16 protein-coding genes and 1 tRNA gene are annotated in these 22,641 nt (G+C 35.1%); 4 read left to right on the top strand and 13 right to left on the bottom strand.

Annotated elements, in window-relative coordinates:
* Nucleotides 1-12 precede the first annotated feature (12 nt).
* The 7 genes from rlmB to WMO18_RS02210 all read right to left on the bottom strand — a co-directional run bounded on the left by rlmB (nucleotide 13) and on the right by WMO18_RS02210 (nucleotide 8,927).
* The gene (rlmB, locus tag WMO18_RS02240; RefSeq protein WP_022504896.1) at nucleotides 13-771 is read right to left on the bottom strand and encodes a 23S rRNA (guanosine(2251)-2'-O)-methyltransferase RlmB; all 759 of its coding nucleotides are present in this window, start codon (nucleotides 769-771) and stop codon (nucleotides 13-15) included.
* A 112-nt stretch (nucleotides 772-883) separates the two neighbouring features.
* Entirely contained in the window at nucleotides 884-1,459 is a 576-nt protein-coding gene (locus WMO18_RS02235) for a DUF6512 family protein (protein WP_022504897.1), read from the bottom strand.
* Between the two features lie 52 nt (nucleotides 1,460-1,511).
* Nucleotides 1,512-1,778 carry a hypothetical protein gene (locus WMO18_RS02230; RefSeq protein ID WP_022504898.1) on the bottom strand — a complete coding sequence of 89 codons (267 nt, stop codon included), beginning with the start codon at nucleotides 1,776-1,778 and terminating at the stop codon, nucleotides 1,512-1,514.
* Between the two features lie 389 nt (nucleotides 1,779-2,167).
* On the bottom strand, nucleotides 2,168-3,178 hold the full coding sequence (spoVAD, locus tag WMO18_RS02225; RefSeq protein ID WP_022504899.1) for a stage V sporulation protein AD: 1,011 nt from the start codon (nucleotides 3,176-3,178) through the stop codon (nucleotides 2,168-2,170).
* Nucleotides 3,179-3,241: 63 nt separating this feature from the next.
* Nucleotides 3,242-4,483, bottom strand: a complete 1,242-nt coding sequence (locus tag WMO18_RS02220; protein ID WP_022504900.1) for a hypothetical protein — start codon at nucleotides 4,481-4,483, stop codon at nucleotides 3,242-3,244.
* A gap of 205 nt (nucleotides 4,484-4,688) precedes the next feature.
* Complete coding sequence (locus WMO18_RS02215; RefSeq protein WP_022504901.1) at nucleotides 4,689-6,881, bottom strand: starch-binding protein; 2,193 nt, start codon at nucleotides 6,879-6,881, stop codon at nucleotides 4,689-4,691.
* Nucleotides 6,882-7,100: 219 nt separating this feature from the next.
* Complete coding sequence (locus WMO18_RS02210) at nucleotides 7,101-8,927, bottom strand: VanW family protein (RefSeq protein WP_022504902.1); 1,827 nt, start codon at nucleotides 8,925-8,927, stop codon at nucleotides 7,101-7,103.
* Nucleotides 8,928-9,213: 286 nt separating this feature from the next.
* On the opposite strand from WMO18_RS02210, the gene WMO18_RS02205 reads away from it, so the two are divergent.
* On the top strand, nucleotides 9,214-10,374 hold the full coding sequence (locus tag WMO18_RS02205; protein ID WP_367286265.1) for an MGDG synthase family glycosyltransferase: 1,161 nt from the start codon (nucleotides 9,214-9,216) through the stop codon (nucleotides 10,372-10,374).
* 39 nt (nucleotides 10,375-10,413) lie between these two features.
* Here the strand turns inward: WMO18_RS02205 and WMO18_RS02200 are convergent, their stop codons facing one another.
* The 5 genes from WMO18_RS02200 to WMO18_RS02180 all read right to left on the bottom strand — a co-directional run bounded on the left by WMO18_RS02200 (nucleotide 10,414) and on the right by WMO18_RS02180 (nucleotide 18,514).
* On the bottom strand, nucleotides 10,414-12,735 hold the full coding sequence (locus WMO18_RS02200) for a SpoIIE family protein phosphatase (RefSeq protein WP_022504904.1): 2,322 nt from the start codon (nucleotides 12,733-12,735) through the stop codon (nucleotides 10,414-10,416).
* A 201-nt stretch (nucleotides 12,736-12,936) separates the two neighbouring features.
* Nucleotides 12,937-14,553, bottom strand: coding sequence for an alpha-amylase family glycosyl hydrolase (locus WMO18_RS02195; RefSeq protein ID WP_367286264.1), 1,617 nt, complete (start codon nucleotides 14,551-14,553; stop codon nucleotides 12,937-12,939).
* 230 nt (nucleotides 14,554-14,783) lie between these two features.
* On the bottom strand, nucleotides 14,784-15,638 hold the full coding sequence (locus tag WMO18_RS02190; RefSeq protein ID WP_329978685.1) for a sugar ABC transporter permease: 855 nt from the start codon (nucleotides 15,636-15,638) through the stop codon (nucleotides 14,784-14,786).
* Nucleotides 15,635-17,137: a carbohydrate ABC transporter permease gene (locus WMO18_RS02185; protein WP_022504907.1), complete on the bottom strand. Its 1,503-nt coding sequence runs from the start codon at nucleotides 17,135-17,137 to the stop codon at nucleotides 15,635-15,637. Before WMO18_RS02185 ends, WMO18_RS02190 begins: the two co-directional genes overlap by 4 nt.
* Nucleotides 17,138-17,239: 102 nt before the next feature.
* On the bottom strand, nucleotides 17,240-18,514 hold the full coding sequence (locus tag WMO18_RS02180; RefSeq protein ID WP_211147445.1) for an extracellular solute-binding protein: 1,275 nt from the start codon (nucleotides 18,512-18,514) through the stop codon (nucleotides 17,240-17,242).
* 499 nt (nucleotides 18,515-19,013) lie between these two features.
* On the opposite strand from WMO18_RS02180, the gene WMO18_RS02175 reads away from it, so the two are divergent.
* A complete protein-coding gene (locus tag WMO18_RS02175; protein ID WP_211147446.1) occupies nucleotides 19,014-20,480 on the top strand; it encodes a UDP-N-acetylmuramoyl-L-alanyl-D-glutamate--2,6-diaminopimelate ligase in 1,467 nt (488 codons plus the stop codon).
* 52 nt (nucleotides 20,481-20,532) lie between these two features.
* Entirely contained in the window at nucleotides 20,533-21,384 is an 852-nt protein-coding gene (locus tag WMO18_RS02170; protein ID WP_022504910.1) for a patatin-like phospholipase family protein, read from the top strand.
* A gap of 61 nt (nucleotides 21,385-21,445) precedes the next feature.
* On the opposite strand, the gene WMO18_RS02165 is transcribed toward WMO18_RS02170, so the two are convergent.
* Nucleotides 21,446-22,129 carry an SHOCT domain-containing protein gene (locus WMO18_RS02165; protein ID WP_211147447.1) on the bottom strand — a complete coding sequence of 228 codons (684 nt, stop codon included), beginning with the start codon at nucleotides 22,127-22,129 and terminating at the stop codon, nucleotides 21,446-21,448.
* Nucleotides 22,130-22,312: 183 nt separating this feature from the next.
* Between WMO18_RS02165 and WMO18_RS02160 the strand changes: the two genes are divergently transcribed.
* Nucleotides 22,313-22,388: transfer RNA gene (locus tag WMO18_RS02160), tRNA-Trp, on the top strand.
* The last annotated feature ends 253 nt before the right edge of the window (nucleotides 22,389-22,641 follow it).

The following is a 22,641-nucleotide window of genomic DNA, read 5'->3' as shown; positions in this document are numbered from 1 at the left end:
TTTCTCTCCTATTTATCTTTTGTCTGCTATTTCATACATTAAAATACCTGCTGCAACAGAAGCGTTAAGAGAATTGATTTTGCCCTTCATAGGAAGTGAAACAATAACATCACAATCCTTTGCAACAAGTGGACTGATACCCTTACCCTCATTACCGATTACTAGGGCAACTGCACCGTCGAAGTTAACTTTCTTGTAATGCTCACCGTCCATATCAGCACCATAAACCCAAATACCCTTATCCTTTAGCTTTTGGAGTACTGCTGAAATATTCTTAACTCTTACAACCGGCATATACTCTAATGCACCGGCAGAAGTTTTTTCTACTGTATAAGAAAGTCCTGCACTTCTTCTTTCAGGAATAATTACACCGTGAGCACCGGCACATTCTGCAGTACGAATAATAGCACCTAGGTTGTGTGGGTCTTCTATCTTGTCAAGAACAATAATGAAAGGACTTTCCCCTCTCTCTTCTGCTAAAGCAAAAATATCCTCAAGTGTACTGTATTCCTTTACTGCACATTGAGCAACAATACCCTGATGGTTTACACCTTTAGCTAAGAAATCCAGCTTTTTCGAGTCAACATCTTTAACAGGGATATTCTTCTGTTTTGCTTTTGCAATAATCGCAACAACCGAGCCACTTCTCTCTCCCTTTGCTACAAGGATTGACTCAATACTTCTGCCACTACGGATTGCCTCCATAACAGGGTTACGACCTGCAATTATATCATTTCTTTGATTATCTAAATTCTGTTTATTTTGTTCCATAAAAAATTCCTTTTGTTTATACCTTTTCTAGTAATTTGTACAGAATAAGTATAACACAAAAGGAAATTAAGTAAAAGCAAAAACATAAAAAAACTAAAATAATTATGGGGTTTTACAGATTATTTAAAACTGCTGCACCTTTATCTACATAATTCGGCAAAATTCCGTAAAAGCCTGTTGTTTCGTCCTTGAAAAGTCCCATATGTGGTGGAAAAACCGTAAAGGAAAAATATGCAATAAGGAACAGTCCCAACAAAAATAATGACGGTACAAAGTAAGTACTGAAATTTTTATCACTTAAAGTAACCTTATAAGAAATAATCTGAGAAAAAATAACTGCAAAAACGCCCATAGCAATATCAACACCAACCATTTTATCTCCAACAAAAAGTGAAAATAAATAGTGCATAATTATTATGAAAAATCCCATAAAGTAAATGCCAAGGACTTTACCCACTACAAATGGCTTGAAATACACATTGGAAACCAAAAGCTCAACAAGTCCCCAAACGGCATAGGCAATGAGAAATATTTTTGTATTTTCCCACACTGACTCATTAACTGCACCAAAAAGAATCGAAAAAACCGTACCGTCAGTTAGCTGATAAATATAGTGCAACAAAAACGCCAAAGAAAACACAAAGAAAGCACCTACTATTTCAAGGTTACGAAAAAATTTAACTTTCATAACAGCCTCCATATAATTTATATAAAATTATATGAATAGCTTAGGTATAAGATTACATAGAAAGTAATATTATTATAGCAGTAGCCAGTCCACCCATTAAGGCTGAAACACCCAGCCTAATTGACCAATAAATAATCTTAGATTTTATTTTTATTGCTGACGGTGGGTACATTCGCCTTAGCATTAACTTTGCTTCTCTTTCCAAAACATTTTTCTGAGCATCTGTATATTCCGGACGAACCACAAGCAAAGCCTTTTCGTAATACATATTGTTGGTTTCTGTAATCTCCAGAACCTGTCTGTTTATGCCTCTTAACATAGCAAAACCCTCTTTCTATCTATATTTTTGACCTAGTATTTAGTATGTAATCACCAAAAATAAAACAAATTTGATAATTCTTTGTAATAATTAAAATTACAATTATACAGTTAGTAAACTAACATTTTACTAACATTTATGTGGAAAACTATGTTGGCAACTAGGAAAACCCTTGAAGTTATCCACTAATACTCTAAAAATAATGCATTTTTCTACAAGGAAAGTTTTTCACATTAACAATTTCCATATGGTTTTCAACATAATTATATTACAAATAGTAATATCACCTCTGTCAAGGAAGTTACAAAAATAAAACAAAAAATTTAAAAATTCTTACATATACAACAAAAGCACCCCTATTATAGAGGCACTTTTATTGTTACTATTTACTATTGACATTTTAAATGTATCAAATGTGCAACCCCAGGAATACTCTCTCCTTGCTGATTTGCAGTTGGACTCATCAACGCACCTGTAGCTATAAACAGTACATTTCGGTACTTTTCACTTTCCATATCCTTTAATATTTTGCCACAAAGTACCGATGCACCACATCCACAGCCTGAACCACCTGCATGAACATCTTGAGTATCTCTGTCAAAAATCATCAGTCCACAATCCCTATGAACACTATCAATGTTATACCCATCATCATTTAGCAATTGATGCAAAAGCTCCGAACCTACTTGTCCTAAATCACCTGTAAAAATTCTGTCATAGTCATTAGGTGTGGTCTTGGTATCATTAAAGTAGGTCAAAATTGTGTCATAGGCTGCCGGTGCCATTGCAGCACCCATATTGTTTATATCCTTTACCCCTTTATCCACAATTTTTCCTACTGTGGCATTTACCACTTCAACGCCTTTCCCCTCATTACTGACAATTACAGAGCCTGAACCTGTTACTGTCCATTGAGCAGTTTGGGGTCTTACACCACCATATTCAAGTGGATAACGGTACTGCCTTTCTGCTGTACAAAAATGCGATGAGGTTACAACGGCAGTTTCTCTTGCACTTCCACCACCTACTGTAAATGAAGCCATAATTACCCCCTGAGCCATTGTTGAACAAGCCCCATACTGACCAAGGTAAGGGATATTAAAACTTCTCATTGAGTAACTGGAGCCTATAAGCTGATTTAATAAATCCCCTGCAAAAACAAAGTCAATATCCTCCGGATGTGTTTTGCTTTTTGTCATTGCACCAATAAAGGCCTCTTGCTGAAACTTAGCTTCAGCCTTTTCCCAAGTAGGTTGACCAGCCCTTGAGTCGTAAAAAATCTTATCAAAATATTTTCCTAAAGGTCCTTCAGCCTCTTTCTTGCCAACTACTGAACTATAACCTGTTATTACCGGTGGATGTAAAAATTCTACTGTATATGAACCAACTCTTTTTATCATAAGAAAAACCCCTTTTACACTTATTATGTGCAAAAGAGGTTCTTTTATTTTATTAAATTAAAATTATTTCTTTCTGTTTACTGTAAATGTTTTTCCGTAGCCGTTATAAGCCTTTTTGCTTACTGTTGCAGTACCGTAAACTCTGAACTTAGTTTTGCCCTTAGATACTGTTAACTTATAAGAAGTAGAAGAAAGTGTTTTTACATTTTTCCACTTACCCTTAACATTTTTCTGAAGAACATACTTCTTAGCACCCTTTGACTTACTCCAAGATAAAGTAGCTTTGCTACCCTTTACTTTAGAAGTTGCCTTAGTAATCTTGCTAGGTACAATTTTAAATGTTTTTGCAACAGAACCGATTGTAATGCCACTACCTTTAATATAAACTGTTGCAGTACCAACATTCTTGTTATTTCTATAGCTTAGTCTATAACTTGCAGCATCGTAACCTGCCTTTACACTTAGACCACTTTGACCTACATTTCTACCGGTATAATCTTTATTCTTAACGCCAACTACTGTTGCAGTATACTTATTTAGACAAAGAGCATATGTTTCACTAACATAACCGTTTACATCCTTAACCCAAATGCTCATATGTGCATTAGGATCTTGATTTTTGTAGGTATAGTTAAATTCATTCTTTGCATTTAAAGTTATTGCCTGGCCACAAACAGTTATAGTAGTACCTGATGTTCTGCCGTAATTACAAGTATGAACATAAACAGTTTGTGGAGCATCTACGGTATTTAATCTATATGTAACTGTCTTGTCTCTATTAGTTCTTACATAAGAAACTGTAGTGAATTTAGTTTTTTTGCTAACTTGACCTAGTGACATAAAGAAAGTACTGTTTATTTGTTCTTTAGTTTTATTTTTATAGTACACCTTTACATAATAAGTACCTTTGCCTAAGAAACCATACATTGCTTCATTGTTGTTATCGTTTTTAATTACAGTCAAATCTTTCTTATAAAGCAAGTTAGGGTCAGTATAAACTTCAACAAGATATGTTTCATTCCAGCTATACTTTGTATGATTAGTAAAACCAAAGTTAAGCATAAAGTTTGCATCATTCTTTAAAGTAAAAGAATAAACCTTCTCAAAAGTATCAACAAAACTTTCTGATGCTTGAGTTTTACCTGTTCTTACACTGTCCATATAAGCAGTTCTGCTTTTGTATGTAGGAACATCCTTAATAGCATTAGCAGTTACTGCTGATGCTGAAACAGAACCTACCATTAGTACGCTAACAGCAATACTTATTGCCATTAGAATTGAAATTAATCTTTTAGTTTTATTCATAGATATCCTCCTCAATATTATACTACAATTATACTATTATATAAGAAATCTTTTCAATAGTTATAATTTATAAATAAAGACTGAACAAAGTTTACTAAATATACATAAATAACAAAAAGGAAAGAACTGCCTAACGACAGTTCTTTTCTTAAAATATTCTTTTTTCTGGAGAAAAAATTTTAATGAACAAAGTCTATTAACCAAATTACATATTTAATACTGACTTTTGAACAGCTGATGAATCCTTAACATCAATTCTACCATCTTTGTTATAGTCAGCTACTGATAGGTTTTCAGGGGCAATATCTGCCATTAGAACAACATACTTCTGAATTAATGTTGCATCCTTAACGTCTACCTTACCGTCACCATTAGCGTCCCCCAATAGCTTTTCGCTACTAGCTTCACCAACATTATATAGCATTGTTTTCTCTACAGTTTTTCCGTTAGAATCCTTAGCAACAAACTTTAGTGAATAGCTACCATCCTTTGATGGTGTCCACCTAGCAGTATTTGTTGTTGTATTAGTTAGTTTTTCATTATTTACATAGAATTCATAAGAAACATTACCCTTATTGTTATATGCTTCTGACTGTAGAGTAATTGCAGCACCAACACTCTGACCGGAATTTTTATCTGCACCACAGTTAATTTCTAGAGGAGCTTCGTTTACAACTGTATCTGATAGTAAAGCACCCATTCTAGCTAGTGGTACTGTAATATTATCAACATCTTCCTTTTCGTGTGAAGTTGATGGGTCATAGCTATATTCAACATTTGCATTATCTAACATTGATGGGTCGTGTGGTAATGTATCCATACCGGAAGTACCGTATGTTAAAATCTGCATTGCACCAATACCCTTAGTTTCAATATAGTTTCTGTCAATGCCTAGAGTTTTTAGTGGAATAGCTACTTCATAGATGTAACCATATTCTGATTTGTAACCAAGGTCTTTAAAGTCAACCCAGCTTGAGTCAGGGTCAAGATTATCACCAAGTTTACGGTCACCCTTTGCACCGTTTATACCAATAATTGAATCACTCTTTGTACCGTTAGCATGCTTAATCTTGAAACCGTTTCGGTTATCCTGAGCTTGGAATGAATTAACACCGATAGGAACTCTTGTGTCATAGTTGAACATATATGTTCCATCTATATCCTTAGTATCTGCCTTAAAGATTGATGCACCACCGTTAGAGTTGTTTGTATCCATCGCTACAAGTGTATCAATATGTGTTGTGAAAGATACATTACCATCTTTAGCAACACCACCGTCACAACCCCAAACAAATGGATTTGTAAAAGTTGAACCGTCTTTATTTGTGCCTATCGCCTTGCCTGTTGCCTGTTTGTCAGGGTCAACAGAAAGTGCTAGGTACATTGGAATACTGTTTCTCCATGGTCTTGCTTCGTTTGATGTAGCAAAGTCATCACTTGGTGAAACAATATAAGTTGTGTTTGCCATTTCCCACATAAAGTATAGGTTATCATCATCCCATGCACCATATAGTGCGTATGCATCCCAAGGCTGTTCGTGCATTGAAGATGGCATATATACTCTTGGGTCATCGTTTGCAACACCCTGAGCAATAAGCATTGAGCTATCCCAATCATCTGTCTTACCATCAACTGTGACTTTCTTATACTTACCTAATTGCATATTAGGGTTTGTACCATAGTAACCACCCTCTGCCTCAGTTGCGTGACCATCTGACTTAGCAGAGAAAGTTGTCTTTGTTGATGTAAATTTTTTCTTAAATGTATATTCTTGAGTTGTTTCAACAGCATCACTACCCTTAGTTGTAAGAGTTAGTTTAATTGTACTGTTACCGATTTTACCTTCACCGACTCTGATTGTATCACCGTTAGCATAAGTTTTCTTAGCTGAACCATCAATAGAATAAAAACCTGTCTTGCTACCCTTTAGACCAAGTTTTACTTCAATGTAATCTTTGCTGAAAACAGTACCTGATGGTGTGTAAGAAAAACCATAAGCATGGTCGTCCATCTTACCATAATTAACCCACTTAGAATCAGCAGTTAAAAGTTTACATTCCCCTGTCTTTAGGCTAAGGCCTGAATTTTTAGGGAACTGTTCTTTACCTGCATCTTCTTCAAGACCATTGTTGAAAATTACATTCTCAGATTTGTATGTAGCCGGAAAATCAATAGAGTAAAGACCATCTGCACCTTTTTCCATTAACTGACCCGGCCATTTTGCATTTACTTTTGTACCGTAGGCATATACATAGACCTTTTCCCAATTGTATTTTGAGTTATCAAAATATGCCCTAGAACCTTCAGCAGCTGAAACTGAACCCATTGTGATTAATGTACAACTTAGCATAATCGCAAGTGTTAGTAGCACGCTTACATACCTTTTCATATATTTCATAGTTACCCTCCAAAGATTTTCTGTAAATAATTATAGCATATTGAATAAATTTGTACAGTACCTTTCAGTTGTTTTGTATCTTTAAACAAAGAATTGAGGGCTTTATAATGCAAAAAATACAAACTAAATTACAAGACTGTGAACAAACATAATATATTCTGTTAAGTTGTTCATAAAAATAAGGGAGTCTTTGCGACTCCCTTAAAAATTCAACATATTTTATTCTACATGACCACCATGCTTATAGTCTGTACCACCACTATCAGGTGTCTGAACAGAAGCACCGTTCTTTAGACTATAATATGAACTTGGCAATTCTTCTCTGCTGATTTCCTTGCCTTTCTTATTTCTATAAATTCTATACGATCTTGCCCTATAGTAAGATGATTGAATGTCATAGTTCTCACTATATGTATCAATTACATCATAAGAATCATCCTTAATACCATAGAATGTTGCGTGAAGAGTTGTACCCTCCATATAACAAGCCAAGAATACTTGATATTTAGAATCATTCTTTAGCTTTAGGTCAAGATTACCATAGTCAATAGCAGCATCAAAGCCACTCTTAGCATATACTGATGGATAAGTATGAGGTGAACGCTCAGCAATAGTTAGGTTACTTCTTACTGCTGCATTGTAAATTGTTGTACTGGACTGGCAGATACCACCACCAACACCATCAGTAAAGTCACCGTCAACAATAACACCTGCTGATGCATAACCCAGAGAAGTATCGTTACTGTTACCTGTGCAACCATTAAATGACCAAGTTTCACCCGGGTCAATAATACTACCGTTACAAGCCTTTAGAGAAACTTTCATATTCTGATTACCGTTAGCATCATTTGTTGAATATGTTTCCCAAGAAGCAAGTAACTGCATATTTTTCTTTAGGAATGCAACATCATACTTAGGCTGAGTTGCAGTTCTTGTAACTGTAACCGTACCTGTATATGTACCGGAAGCATTGCCTTTTTCGACAATTGAATTTATCTGTGACTGTAAATCATCTTTATCTACCTCAAGACCTGACTTACCTTCTTCATAAGTAAACATAGGACTTGAATCAGGTTTAAACTTAGTTACCCTTGCATTCTTTGCTTTTACATTATATTTTTTGTAAATCTTATTAATTAACTTGTCAACGGATGACTGGTTTAGACTGGCAGAAATCTTCATTACCTGTTCTTTAGCATACTCATTACCGTTGCTATCAGTTGTTGTTGGATAAGTTGTACCGTCAGCCATTCTCTTTGAAATAATCTTTTCATCATCAAGAACAGTAGAAGTATCATACTTAAAAGTAAAGTCATCTTCGGTATAAGTTGTTTCTTCACCGTCAACATTAACTGTAATGTTCATCTTTGGTCTAGACTTAATTTCTTCACTTTTTAGAAGAATTCTAGCCTGTACTACTGTTAAGCCACCAATATCAACACCGGAAACTTTAGTACCTTTTGCAAAAACAAATTCACCTTTGTCATTTGTAATAGCTACAGTTGGCTTTGTTTCTGAAGTAGTTGTTTCTTGCTGTGCATTATTGTTACTAGGAGAAACAACACCTTGAACAACAAATACCAATACAACACAAAGTACAACTGCTACACCAATAATAAAGCCGACAATCGCTTTTTTGTTCTTAGGCTTCTTTGTTTCTTCTTTAACATCATCAACCATTTCCGGATCTTTAGTTATATCAACTAATTCCTCGGTAGGGTTACTGTTAGAAGGCTTTGTTTCTTTCTTTTCTTCTTGTTTTTTATTTTCTTTTTTCTCTTTATGTTCTACTTTTTTCTCTTTGTATTCAGGTTTCTTTTCTTCTTTGTGTTCAGGCTTTGTTGCCTTTTTGCTAATATCTACTTGGTCAGGCTCTTTCTTCTCTGACTTTTCATTTTTAGGCTGTTCATCGTTTTTACCATAAAGAATACGATTTACTTTTTCATTTATATTACGCATATCTTGTGTATTATAGTCAGATGGCTCAAAGTTGTCATCATCTTCTAAATCAGCAAGATAATTTAGTTCATCCAAATCTCTACTCACAGAAAGCTCTCCTTCTTACATATTCTCTTTCTCTTAATCATTTCTTAATAATCGTATAATGTCCTACATATAAGAATACTACAATAAACCGAAAAATTAAAGTGACAACCTTGTAACTTTTTGTCGAATTAATGACAAAGATATATTAGCTAAAACATTAGTTTTTAGGGAAGTTACATATAATGACAAATTATTTATATAAAAAGAAGTATCATTATTGTAGTTTTGTTGAAAAGTCCGATATTTTTTTATATAATTAGTATTAGAAATTTATATGGTGAATAAAATGAAAGTGTTAATATTACTGACCGACACCGGTGGAGGTCATCACAGAGCCAGTCTTGCTCTGAAAAAAACAATAGAAACTGTTGAGGGTAATGAGGTTGTTATTGAAGATGCCTTAATGTACAGTTCTAAATTTTTACATTGGATTGTTACCAAGGGCTACTTGTTCTTTGCAAACAAAACTCCCAGACTTTACGGTAAAATATATAACTCTGCAGACAAGGTGTCTTTCCTAGACAAGGCAGTTCACGGTATCGCTTCTTTTTACTCAAGAAAGTTAGGAAAGTTATTTGATAAATTCAAACCTGATTGTGTAATCAGCTGTCATGCCTTTTGCACAGAGATGGTATCTGCCCTTAAAAAGAAAGGTCGTACAAATGCTCTGTTATTTAGCATTGTTACAGACTATGCTGCTCATGCTGCATATATTAATGACCTTGTAGATGCTTATATTGTAGCTAACAACGATATTGTTCATCAGCTTAGAGACCAATACAATGTTGACTGCTCTATTATCTATCCTTTGGGTATTCCGATTTATGAAGATTTCTACAAGCATTGTGATAAGTATGCTATGAGGGAACAGCTAGGACTTTCCCCTCACAAGAAAACTGTACTGATGATGGCAGGTTCTTTTGGTGTTACTAACATTCTTGAAATCTACAAGAACCTAAACAAGTACCCTAGTGATTATCAACTGATTGTTGTCACCGGTAAAAATGAAAAGTTGTTTAGAACATTCCGTCATATGGTAAGAAGTGGCGTTATTAAGAACAAAAAAGAACCAACAGTTAAAATCACTATTCCTACAAAGCTATGTTACTTTGTTGACAACATTGAGGACTATATGAGTGCCAGTGATTTAATTATCACTAAACCCGGTGGTCTTACTGTTTCGGAAGCTATGGCCAAGGAACTTCCTATGGCAATTTTCCGTTCTTATGACGGTCAAGAAAAAGACAATGCTGAGTTCTTAAAAAGGCATAACCTAGCTTTTACCCTTAGAAAAGGCAGAGAAGGAATACATCAGCTAAATGACTTTATTGCCAATGACCAAGAACTTGAAATGATGCGTAACAACATACATATCTTCAAGAAAGAAAATAGCAGTCAAAACATTTACAGACTACTTGAAGAAAAACTTCATCAATCTAATAACTAACTGTAAAAGTCACATTTTTATGTGGCTTTTATTTTTTAATTAATTATCCTTTAACCTTACTGCAAGTACAGTTATATCATCATCTTTTATACCTTCATTATGTCGCATAGCCTCTTCAACAACTGCCTCGGCAAGTTCCTGACAGCTACCTTTATTCCAAGACTTTATTAAACTTAGTAGCCATTTATCGTCACCCATAATAGCTCCATCACTTAACATAACAATCATATCCTCTCCGGAAAGGGTGGTTTCCTCTTTTGTAAAATACACTTCGTTTAATATACCTGCCGGAATTGATGGTATTTCTTTTCGCATCACCCTACCTTTCTTTTTCACATATGTATAAGGTGCACCGGCTTTTAGAAATTCCGTTCTGCCTGTAAATAGATTGATTGAAGAAACATCAACTGTAGCCAAACTTTCTTCTTGACTTTTTACCATCAATGCTGAATTTGTCAACCCTAAAGCACAATCAAATGAAAGTCCTGATTTTACTAGTTTTTCCATTAGGTTTACTGTCATCATAGAGTCAACTGCTGCTCTGCCACCGGTACCCATACCATCACTGATTAGGGAAACAAAGTTACCTTTATCATCGTTAAAACATACTATACTGTCACCACACATTCTGCCATTGTTTGCAATATGCTGATATGAACCAACTTCGGTTTCGTACAGTGGTCTTTCGTTTAGTACAACTCTCACTCTATCTTGAGCAATAGTAGTTACCGGATCAAGAAATCTTCTGCCACAACATTTTTCCACTTCTCTCCTAAGTACAGACTTTTTAATTGAACCTTTACTTCTTTCGGAAAGTTCCATTTCTACTGTCATTTCACTATCCATAATCCTACAATTGCAAAGTATAGGAATAAGGTTATATTGCCTTAGCATATAGGAAATTTTCTCACTACTGTCTAAATCACACACATCTGTCTTAGAAAATTCATCTGCCATATCTTTTAATATGTCCGAAAGTCCACCAAACTGACCTGCAAGACCACCTCTGATAGTATCAATTCTCCTCATACTTTCCATACTCATAAGGTAGGACTGATAATACCGATTTATTGCAGTACTTAGTTCAGATTTTCTACAACATTTCTTAACAAACAAAGCATCAATATCATCAACAGTTATGTGGCAATTTTTCTTTAAATTTTCTGTTAATCGGTTAAAATCATCCTCAGAAACACCTTTCTCTCTTTCCCAACAAAATACTCTCATTCCACAACTTGAACAAACATTTGCTTTAGCATTTAAGTAAACATCAGGAAAAGAATCAACATTCATTTCTCGCATTTTGTCAGAAACTCTTGTAACACAAGAAGATACATCCTTCAAGGCTTTTGAAGAAAAGTTAAGCCTACTGATAACATTCTCTTTTAAGGCAATGCCACTATTTACATCATCACAAGGAGAAAACAAAGCCGAAACGACATTGCCTACTGCATTAGGTATCATAAAGAATAACCCGGCACCAAATACAGACTCAACTGCTAAGGCAAAAATCAAGTCCTTATCACCTGAAGAAAAAGACATTATTATATTTGACAATATAAATGCAACTGCAGTGCCAATCTTACCTGTAGATGAAAAAAGCCCTGCCATCAGTCCACCAAAACCAAAACCACCACACAAAAAGCTAAGTGAAAGTGAACTTAAAGAAAACACAACACCGGTTGAAATGCCACCGATTGTACCACCGGCAACACCACCAAACTTAGCACAAAGAAGTACAACCACAACTGCTAATGCTCTACCAAAGGAAAATTCACCAATGCCAAGTCCACCAAGTGCAAGTAACAGAATGCAACCTGACATTACTATGCAAGAAAGTTCTTGCTGAGTAAATGAAGTTAAGTTTCTCCTAGAGGAACAAAGGCAAATTGCTCTATCTAAGAAAAATGCACCTGATGCTGAAATTAATGCTTCAACTGTACAAAGTGCAAATGAACTTAACTGAGAAGTATCGGAAAAAAGCAATGCAATGCCTGTTGCAAATACCGGTAAAAAAGCTACCATTGATGGAAAGGCAGTGCTTTTGCTGATATTCTTAATATCATTTGCAACAAACCTAATAGCACCAATGGCAACCACAATTGCTATGTATCTAAAACAATTTTCCGGATCAAGCACAACATATCCGAAGATTGTACCAAGCATTGAAGTTATAAGATTTCTATAAGGAACTGAAGCAACATATGCAGCACCAAATGGAGAAAGTTGCCCAAAAACTGCACCTCTTGAAATTAACACACCACACAAAAAATATATGCTTTGCATCAAAATATTTTTTCCTGTTGAACTTTCTTTAAATTCATTCCACCTACCGGAAAGTAGCTTTTTAACTGCTGTCATTTTTACACATCCTGTCATATTAATAAGGGTAATTTCATATCCTTGATATTGTGTTTTTATTATAGTCAGTTGCCCACAACAGTTTTGTCACAATGTGAATGTACCTTTTTAGTTTGTTTTCCTTTACTTTGTAGAATAAAAAAAGAAAGCTCCCATTGTCGAGAGCTTTCCTCATTTTTACCGTTATATCGGTAGAAAAAATTATTTTGTTGAATGTAAAACGATTGTGCTATAAGCAGGTAAAGTTAGTACATTTTTCTCGATTGATACCTTACCACTCTTTGCACTAAACATACCGGCAATTTTGTAATCATCATCAATCAATTTATCTGTGATTTCAAAATTGTGCTTGTCTATATCTAGGTTGTGAAGTACAAGATACTTTTCGTTTTTGTATGTTAGGTAGTAACCACCTACACCACTACCACCATCAAAATCATCAGGTAAAGCAGAGATTGTACCTCTTGCAATGCCTGGGTGACAGTTTCTAAGTTTAATTAACTTTTTGTAGAAGTTCAGTAGACTATCCTTGTTCTTGTCCTGTTGCTTAACGCCACCACCATCAGTATTGTCTTCAACTCTGTCAATACCGTTAGCAGTAACATTTGGAAGATTGTCGCTATCCCAAATCATAGCAGTTCTCTTTGCCGGGTCATCGCCTTCATCATATGTTTCCATACCAAGTTCTTCACCGTAATAAGTGAAAGCATTACCGGGTGTTGTCATATATAGGGCAGCAGCCATCTTTTTCTGATATAACTCAGTTAGTGAGTCACCAACACGACTCATATCATGGTTAGTTAGGAAGTAAGCATTAATTGTATTTTTATTAGCTTCCTTAGTTTTCTTTTCATAACTTAAAAGTGTATCTGTGTAATCATTAATAGAACCGGAAATAACACTACCTAGGAACTTACCGCTAATATCACCAAATGGGAAAGCAAATAAACTGTCGATACCTGACTTGTACATTGCAGTAACTTCGTTCATATCTGATGACCAGTCTTCACCAACCATATAAATGTCGTTCTTTTCTTTCTTGCAAGTGTCATAGAACCACTTTAGAGTATCTGAACTCTTTTCATAGTCATTGTAATATAGGTATCTAACTGCATCAAGTCTGAAACCTGCTACACCTCTATCAATCCAGAATTTTGCAGCCTTAGCCATTTCCTTCTTTGTACCTTCATAGTCGTAGTTCCATTCAGGCATTGTGTCAGTAAAGTTGCTTTCATAGATAATACTGCTATCATCAGGGTCACAGTTATAACCTGATTCAGTTTCAGAAGATTTCTTAATGTTAAAGTACTTTGCGTAACCGTTAAAGTTGCCTTTTTCAGCTTCTTTAAGAGCTTTTTTAAACCAAGGATGTTCGCTGGAACAATGGTTAGGAACAAAGTCAATAATAACATCAATACCACGCTTATCACATTCCTTGATTAACTGGTCAAAGTCATCAAGTGTACCAAACTGAGGGTCAATGTTGTAATAATCCTTAACATCATACTTGTGATATGATGGTGAAGGCATCATTGGACTTAGCCAAATACCTGTATAACCAAGGTCAGTATCTGTACTGTCATCACCGTCATTAATGTAATCCAGCTTACTGATAATACCTTGAATATCACCGATACCATCGTTATTTGAATCGCAGAATGAGCCAATCCAAATCTGGTAATAAGTGTTGTACTTATCCTTAGGAAGATTTACCTTTGCATTTTCCATTAAATCTTCTGTTGACTTTGTACAACCTGAAAATACTACGGCAGTTGATGCAACTACCAGCACCATAAACAGTGCAACTAATTTTTTCATAGATTTCTCCTTTATCAGAATATTTAATATTAATTTTACCATTTTTCTTAGTCTATATCAATATCACACCCACATATAAAGGGACTGTTTACAGAAAATTAACAACCAAATTTATGCAATATGTACAACTGTCATTTAACGATATTTATACATCTATGGGTATTGCTATAAACTAGAATACAAAAACAAAAAACTCCACAGAAAAATCTGTGGAGTAAATTTTTGTAAAACTAACCCTTAACGCCACCAGCTGTAACGCCTTCAACATAGTAGTTCTGCATCTTCAAGAACAACAATGTAATAGGAATTGCAACAACTGTTGAACCGGCTAAGAATCTCTGATAGTACTTAGAAATGTACTGCTGACTAGCCATCAACTGAAGACCAACAGAAACTGTATAGTTATCACGAGCATCACCCATGATAATCTTAACTAGAATAAAATCTGTCCAAGGTCCAATAAATGCTGTTAGAACTGTGTAAACAACAATTGGCTTTGACATTGGAAGAATAATCTTCCAGAAAATCTGGTTCTTAGTTGCACCATCAATAGTAGCAGCTTCGTCAAGTGCTCTTGGAATTGTATCGAAGAAACCTTTACTAATCTGGAAACCGATACCTGCACCGGCTGAGTAACAGATAACAAGTGCAGGAAGAGTCTGAGTAAGACTCATAGCCTTTAATAGGTAATAAATAGCGATCATTGTCATAAAGCCAGGGAACATACCAATAATCATACCAATGTTGATAAGTGGTTTTCTAGCCTTAAATCTTAAACGGCTGAATGCGTATGCAACCATTAGAACTGACAATGTAGAAATGATACAAGAGAAAATTGCAACTACAAGAGTGTTAAGAAACCATCTTGGGAAATTCAAAATTGTTGTATCAGTAAATAGATTAATGTAATGCTGGAAAGTAAATGTTTGTGGAATTAGGTAATGAACAGCTGATGTACCTTCACCTCTAAATGAATGAAGAACCATCCATACTAGTGGAGATATCCAAATAATACCCATAACTGCAAGGATTAAATATACAGCGGCATTTGAGATATGTCTTCTTAACTTGTAACTTTTTATCATGAGAATGCCTCCTCATCCTTAGCAGATTTTGTCATGTTAAATGTAATTAGTGACAAGGATGCACAAACAACAAATACTAGGATACCGATAGCGGCAGCATAGTTGTAGTCTTGTTCGCTCATTGTCAACTTAAATAGCCATGTAACAAGCAAGTCGGTCTGTCCGGCACCACCGTACAACTTTTCAGTTGTAGGACCACCAGCGGATAACAAGTAAATAACGTTAAAGTTATTGATATTGTTGATAAATGTTGTAATTAGATATGGTGTTGTAACGAATAGCATATATGGAAGAGTAATCTTCACAAAACTCTTAACAGGACCGGCACCATCAATTGTAGCTGATTCATATAGGTCAGCAGGGATATTCATAAGAATACCGGATGTAATTAAGATAGTATATGGAATACCTACCCATAGGTTAACAATGATAACTGTAAGCTTAGCAGTTAAAGCAGTACCGTCTAGGAAGTGAATTCTTGAAAAACCTAGATTCTGTAGTAGGATATTAATAGCACCATCATTAAACTGTAGCATCTGGTTCATAACTAGTAGAGTAACGAACTGAGGTACAGCAACTGTGATAACGAATAGTGTTCTCCAAAGAGACTTTAGCTTAATGCCCTTCTTGTTAATCATTAGAGCAACAATCATACCAAAGATATAGTTTAGGAATGTTGCAAAAATAGCCCAAATAATTGTCCATTCAGTTAGTGTTAGGAATGTTTCACCCATGTTAGCACCGCCAACATTACTGAATACATCTCTAAATGTCTGTAAACCCACCCATGTAAACAAGTGACCTGGAACCTGATGGCTGTGGTCATAGTTTGTAAATGCGATTAGCACCATAAAGATAAGTGGTAGAACAGTAAATATACCAATTAGTAAGCAAGGTAAAGAAAGAAGTGTAATTTGGAACTTCTCGTCACCAAACTGCTTTAATTCTTCCTTAAATGTAGGAATGTGCTTACCTTCAGCCTTTAGTTCTTGAACTTTCATAGCTGACTTAGTATTCATAATATAGAATACTAGGAATACAACTGAAACAACAATTGTTGTAACACCATATAAAAGGATAAGCATTGAGTTATCACCTTCAACATAGCCATAAGCACCTGTTGTCGGATCTACACCAAGTCCACCTTCCTGAGTGCCAAGTGTGCCGAACTGTGATAGTTGGTCGATACCAAAGAAAATTAGGAACATTGCATAAGCAGCTTCAATAACTAAAAATAGTAAACCCTTAATGTACTGTCCCTTGCTAATGTTACCCATACCCATAATAAGGTAAGATAACTTTGTTGCCCAGTCACCTTTAGCAAATCTTTTACCAAAGTTTGCAAATCCGTGACCTATACCTAAGAATACTTTCTTGAAAAAGTTACCAAGCATAATAAAGAACTTAGCAAGATTATGTGGTAAGTTGACAAAGAAATTCTTACTCTTATATCCAAACTTTTGGAAAGAATTTAGCTGGACATAATCTATGTATTTCATGACGTCACTCCTTTATACTTTATTTTCCGTTCATAAATACTGGAGATAACTTTCCGTTATCTCCAGTACTTAAAAATCTTAACAATTAACAGTCTAATTAAATTAGCCGTTGATGTTTGTTAAAGTATCCTTTAGAAGTGTCTTCATTGTAGCTACATCAGTTTTTTCAGTTGGCTTGTAAAGTTTGTTACCTAGGTTAGCCATTGGATCCCAGAATGCCTGGATAATGTTAGCCTGAACAACGTATGTCTTAGCTTCTTCAAGCATTGTTCTAACACCATCATTACCTTCAACTTCAACACCCTTGTTTGTTGGAGTCCAACCTAGCTTTTCTAGTCTTGTTTTCTGGCATTCAGCACTTACTAGGTAGTTAGCTAGTTCTTCAGCTGCGTTAGGGAACTTAGTAACTGACTTAACACCGATGTACTTATAACCAATCATAGCAATTGTCTGTTTGTCTGTACCATTAACATTAATTGTTGGCAGAACTGTAACACCAAGATCCTTTCCTAGTGCATCTTGATTAACAGCTGCGTTCCATGTACCGTCAATACCGGCACCACATGTTCTCTTAGCTGTTGAGAAACCGGCACTGATCTTATCGACTGATGCAGATACAAATGTATTCTTATACTTGTGGAAAAGTTCTGAGAAAGCTGACATTGTCTGTGCAACTTCATCTTCGTCATACTTGTTAAACTTCTGAATATCCTGAGCGTCACCTTTAAGACCGTCTATCTTTAGACCACCTGTGAATGGGAACATACATGCATAATAACCATCACCGGCATTCATAATAAACTGACGGCCAGCCTTCTTACATGCAGCAAGAACGCCTTCCCATGACTTTGCATCTTCATCAGATACAACTGACTTATCATATACTAGATAGTAACCGTTATCTGTTTGTGGAAATGCATATAGAACTTCTTTACCGTTTAGGTCGCCCTTAACTGTTTCAACAGCAGCTTCTGTATGATTCTTCTTAATATCATCAACATAGTTGTCATATACAGGTAGAAGAGCCTTAGCCTGTGTTAGCTTTGAGAGCTGGTCTGAAGGGAATGAAAATACATCGGCAGCAGCTTCAGAGTCGCTAAGTACCTGTGTACCGGAATCGTTTTCTTCCTGTGCTACAACTTCGATTTTAACATTCTTGTCAGCATACTTCTTTTCAAAAGCCTTAGCTTGTTCCTTTAGGATAGAAAGTGAAGCAGCTGAGCCCCATAGCTTTAGTTTTGCGTTCTTTTCAATATCTACTGTTTTTGCAGCGCTTGAAGTCTTAGAACTTGTGTCCTCAGATTTAGTACAGCCTACAAATACAACTGCCATCATAGCAGCTGCGAGAACTAATGATAAAATTCTCTTGATTTTCATTGTAATTTTCCTTCCTTTGTAAAGAGATAAATAATTTGTGTCGGTAACTACTTGTTCCCTCAGGATAGAACTTTCGTTAACCATATCACTTGAATAAATTGTACCACAAAATAGGGGTAAATTTCAACTCCCTTTGTACTTTTTATCTAAAGTTATAAAACTGAGGATTAAATTTATGCAATATAACAATAAAAATATTTGCTAATGTGTATATTGCACAAATTCCCACCTTTTTATTATCTAATTTGCTCATACTTCATTTGTGCAAAGTGTCAATTCGTTTTCTGCTTAATTGAAAAATATGTGAAGACCAAATGTCTTACCGATGAATTCTCCCCTATTTCTACACTATTTTTCGTATCTATAGTATAAAATGACCAAAAATAAAAATAATGACACAATATGTTGTTTGACAAACCTTAAAAAAAGTTGTAAATTTAGCTTATACATTTTATATAGAAAATAAAGATGGAAGTTAGTTCCACAGAAAGGGTATTTTATGCAACTTTCAAAAATTTTACAAAATATAGAGTACACTCTTATTAAAGGAAACACAGAAACCGAAATTTCCGATGTTATTTATGACAGTAGAAAGGTAACTGAGGGTACAGTTTTTGTAGCACTTAAAGGTTACAATGTTGATGGTCACAAGTTTGTACCACAAGCAGTTAAATCCGGTGCAAGTGCAGTTGTTATCTCTGATAATGTAGATATTCCGGAAGATATTACAGTTATCAAGGTTGATGACACAAGAAAAGCTCTCGCATATATGAGTGCAATGCTTTTTGGTGAACCTGAAAAAGAACTGACTACAATTGCTCTGACCGGTACAAAAGGTAAAACAACTACTGTTGCAATGCTAAAAAGCATTTTGGATGCTGAAGGTATCAAGTCCGGTACAATCGGTACGCTTGGTATTATTATAGGAAACAAAATTTACAAAACCAACAACACAACTCCTGAATCATACGAAATTCAACATGCTATGAGAATGATGGTTGATGCAGGTTGTAAAGTTATGATTATTGAGGCATCTTCTCTTGGCTTAAAATGGCACAGAACTGATGCTATTTACTTTGACTATGGTATTTTCACAAACTTTAGCCATGACCATATTGGTGATAGCGAACACAAGGACCTTGAAGAATATCTACAATGCAAGGCTTTACTATTCAAGCAATGCAAGAAAGGTATTTTCAACATTGATGACAAAGCATTTGACAGAATCACAGAAAATGCTACTTGTGATATTACAACATATGGCTTTAGCAAAAAGGCTGACATTGTAGGTTATGACGATAATCTAATCTCAAAACCTGGATATATCGGTGTAAACTTCAAAACAAAAGGTCTTAAGACACTTGATGTTAATGTTGCCATTCCCGGTAGATTCTCAGTATATAATGCCCTAGCTGCTATGACTAATGCAATTGAAATGGGTATTTCTGATGAGGCTATCTTGAAAGGTCTTGATACTGTTAAGGTTAAAGGTAGAGTTGAAGCAGTAAAAGTTCCTGGCAACTATACACTGCTTATTGACTATGCTCACAATGCATTATCAATGGAAAACATCCTTGAAACACTTAGAGAATACAACCCACACAGACTGATTGTACTATTTGGTGCCGGTGGTAACAGACCAAAGGTTAGAAGATATGAAATGGGTGAAACTGCCGGCAGACTTGCTGACCTTTCAGTTTTAACCGAGGACAACAGTCGTGATGAAGATGTAATGGACATTATCAATGACATTATTGAAGGTGGTCTTAAAAAGACTAACGGTAAATATGTTGTTGTACCAAAAAGGCAGGATGCTATTCGTTACTGTATGGAAAATGCAGAAGATGGTGACATTATTGTTCTTGCAGGTAAAGGACATGAAGATTACCTAGAAATCAAGGGTGTTAAATATCACCTTGATGAAAGAGAAGTTATTGCAGATATTATTGCAGATATGAACAAATAATTTTTAGGGAGCAAGAAATTGCTCCCTATTATATAAGAAAGAGGTTTTAGTTTTGGAGAAAGCAGCATTAATTCTTGAGGGTGGAGCTATTAGAGGACTATTTACTGCCGGTGCATTGGACTATTTGCTGGAACAAAATATGCAATTTGAGTATGTTGCCAGTGTATCAGCCGGTACTTGTTGCGCTTTAAGCTACATTGCAGAACAGAAAAACAGAACAAAAGATTGCCTTTTCCCTACAAACAAATCTGATGAATGGATTGGCAAAGGTTCACTAAAAAGAGGCAAAGGTCTTATTGACCTAAAGAAAGCCTTTTATGAATTTCCTTACAAACAATATCCTTTTAGATTTGACAAATATTTTGCCAGTAAAGTGACAAATGAAATTGTTGTTACCAGCCTAGAAACAGGCAAGGCTGAATTTTTAACAGAAAAATCTGATGAAAAAAGATTACTTGACATTGGTGCTGCATCAAGTTCGCTACCTATCATTTCAAAAGCAGTAAAAATTGATGGTAAAAAGTATTATGATGGTGGTGTTTCCGACTCTTTACCATATGAAAGAGCTATGGAACTTGGATATAAGAAAATCGTTGTAATCCAAACCAGACGACTTCATCAATACACATCATCCTCAAAAAGTATGGATTTGCTGTACAAAGCTAAGTTTGCTTTACATAAAGATTTTCTAAACACTATGCTAAGCAGACCTAAAACTTACAAAAAACAAGCTGACCAATTAGCAGAACTTGAAAAAGAAAACAAAGTTTTTGTTATTCGTCCTACAATTCCGGAAATTTCTCGTACCGAAGATGATTATAATAAGAAAATCACTTACTACAATCACGGCTACAGTCAAATGAGAACCGGATTCAACGATTTGCAAGAATATTTGAATTCATAAAAGTATATAATAAAGTATATAATATAGAAAAAGCCAACCAAATTATCGGTTGGCTTTTATCTTATCCTAGAATTTCTTTCTTTTTCTTTTCAAACTCTTCTTCAGTTAACACACCTTTATCAACTAAGTCTTTCAACTTTTTAAGACTGTCAAGTTGTTTGTTGTATTCGTTAATATTTTTCTCTGCATTCTTTTGTTGTAGTGCATCAACACCACTTTGAAGTGACTTTTTCGCAGACTCTTTTATAGTATCGGATTTACCTGATATTTTCTTAGTTCTGCTCTTTTTCTTTCCAATTCCACCAAAAATACTACCGATAACACCATTCTCAATAACACCTTTCACTGTATCCACTGTGCTAAATCCTAAAGTGTCATCCACAAGATTAATGCCATCCTTAACCTTAGCAGCACCTCTTTCTGCCATAGTGTGACCTGTGAGAAGTTCATTTGCAGTATGTACAAATTTATAGGCATCCATTCTTGAGTTGAAAGTTACTGATTTTTCCTGATGTTTAAAGTACATTTCAACTAAAGAACCTTGTTGCTTAATCTGTGGCTTTTCATTATAAAACTTCACATCTTCTTTAGGAATCACCTCAACAACTGCCTCATCACTATGCAGTAACCTTTTATTTATATTTATAAACACAAAATTCAGATTTGTTAAAATGATTTTTAATTCATCAGAACAATCACACTTAAAAAGTGGAGATTCATTTTCTCCTAATTTATAATATTCCATAAACTGCACCCCATTATTATGTTAATCAATGATATAAGTTTATCACTTATTCAACCAAAATCATTATGCTGGTAGGTTACAAATAGAAATTTTTTGACAATTTACAAAATAGCACAATAAATATTATAAAACCACTTGACATATGGTAAATTTAATGATAAAATAACCATTGTTCGAGAATATAGGGGTATAGCTCAGTTGGTAGAGCAGCGGTCTCCAAAACCGCGTGCCGAGGGTTCGAGTCCTTCTGCCCCTGCCAAAATGAAAGCACATCTTTTGATGTGCTTTTTATTTTACAAAAAGCAGAAGGAGTCGAAGGCGACCGTTAAGAAAACAGTCCGGTGGACTGTTTTTAGGGAGAGCGTAGATGCCTCTTTCCTTTCGTATTTGTGCTTTATAAGCGTGGTAGGCACTTTCGCTAAATTAATAGTATTCTGCCCCTGCCAAACAAAACACCTTAAAAACGGCTTAGGTATGCGGTTTTTAAGGTGTTTTTATCTAATTCAACCAAA

Source organism: Ruminococcoides intestinihominis, assembly GCF_040096285.1.
Taxonomy (GTDB): domain Bacteria; phylum Bacillota; class Clostridia; order Oscillospirales; family Acutalibacteraceae; genus Ruminococcoides; species Ruminococcoides intestinihominis.
Note: the sequence above shows the minus strand (reverse complement) of the source record. Positions and strands in the feature narration are given on the sequence as shown.

Excerpts from the sequence above, each read along its gene's own strand:
- rlmB (WP_022504896.1), bottom strand. The coding sequence starts at position 771 with ATGGAACAAAATAAACAGAATTTAGATAATCAAAGAAATGATATAATT.
- WMO18_RS02235 (WP_022504897.1), bottom strand. The coding sequence starts at position 1,459 with ATGAAAGTTAAATTTTTTCGTAACCTTGAAATAGTAGGTGCTTTCTTT.
- WMO18_RS02230 (WP_022504898.1), bottom strand. The coding sequence starts at position 1,778 with ATGTTAAGAGGCATAAACAGACAGGTTCTGGAGATTACAGAAACCAAC.
- spoVAD (WP_022504899.1), bottom strand. The coding sequence starts at position 3,178 with ATGATAAAAAGAGTTGGTTCATATACAGTAGAATTTTTACATCCACCG.
- WMO18_RS02220 (WP_022504900.1), bottom strand. The coding sequence starts at position 4,483 with ATGAATAAAACTAAAAGATTAATTTCAATTCTAATGGCAATAAGTATT.
- WMO18_RS02215 (WP_022504901.1), bottom strand. The coding sequence starts at position 6,881 with ATGAAATATATGAAAAGGTATGTAAGCGTGCTACTAACACTTGCGATT.
- WMO18_RS02205 (WP_367286265.1), top strand. The coding sequence starts at position 9,214 with ATGAAAGTGTTAATATTACTGACCGACACCGGTGGAGGTCATCACAGA.
- WMO18_RS02200 (WP_022504904.1), bottom strand. The coding sequence starts at position 12,735 with ATGACAGCAGTTAAAAAGCTACTTTCCGGTAGGTGGAATGAATTTAAA.
- WMO18_RS02195 (WP_367286264.1), bottom strand. The coding sequence starts at position 14,553 with ATGAAAAAATTAGTTGCACTGTTTATGGTGCTGGTAGTTGCATCAACT.
- WMO18_RS02190 (WP_329978685.1), bottom strand. The coding sequence starts at position 15,638 with ATGATAAAAAGTTACAAGTTAAGAAGACATATCTCAAATGCCGCTGTA.
- WMO18_RS02185 (WP_022504907.1), bottom strand. The coding sequence starts at position 17,137 with ATGAAATACATAGATTATGTCCAGCTAAATTCTTTCCAAAAGTTTGGA.
- WMO18_RS02180 (WP_211147445.1), bottom strand. The coding sequence starts at position 18,514 with ATGAAAATCAAGAGAATTTTATCATTAGTTCTCGCAGCTGCTATGATG.
- WMO18_RS02175 (WP_211147446.1), top strand. The coding sequence starts at position 19,014 with ATGCAACTTTCAAAAATTTTACAAAATATAGAGTACACTCTTATTAAA.
- WMO18_RS02165 (WP_211147447.1), bottom strand. The coding sequence starts at position 22,129 with ATGGAATATTATAAATTAGGAGAAAATGAATCTCCACTTTTTAAGTGT.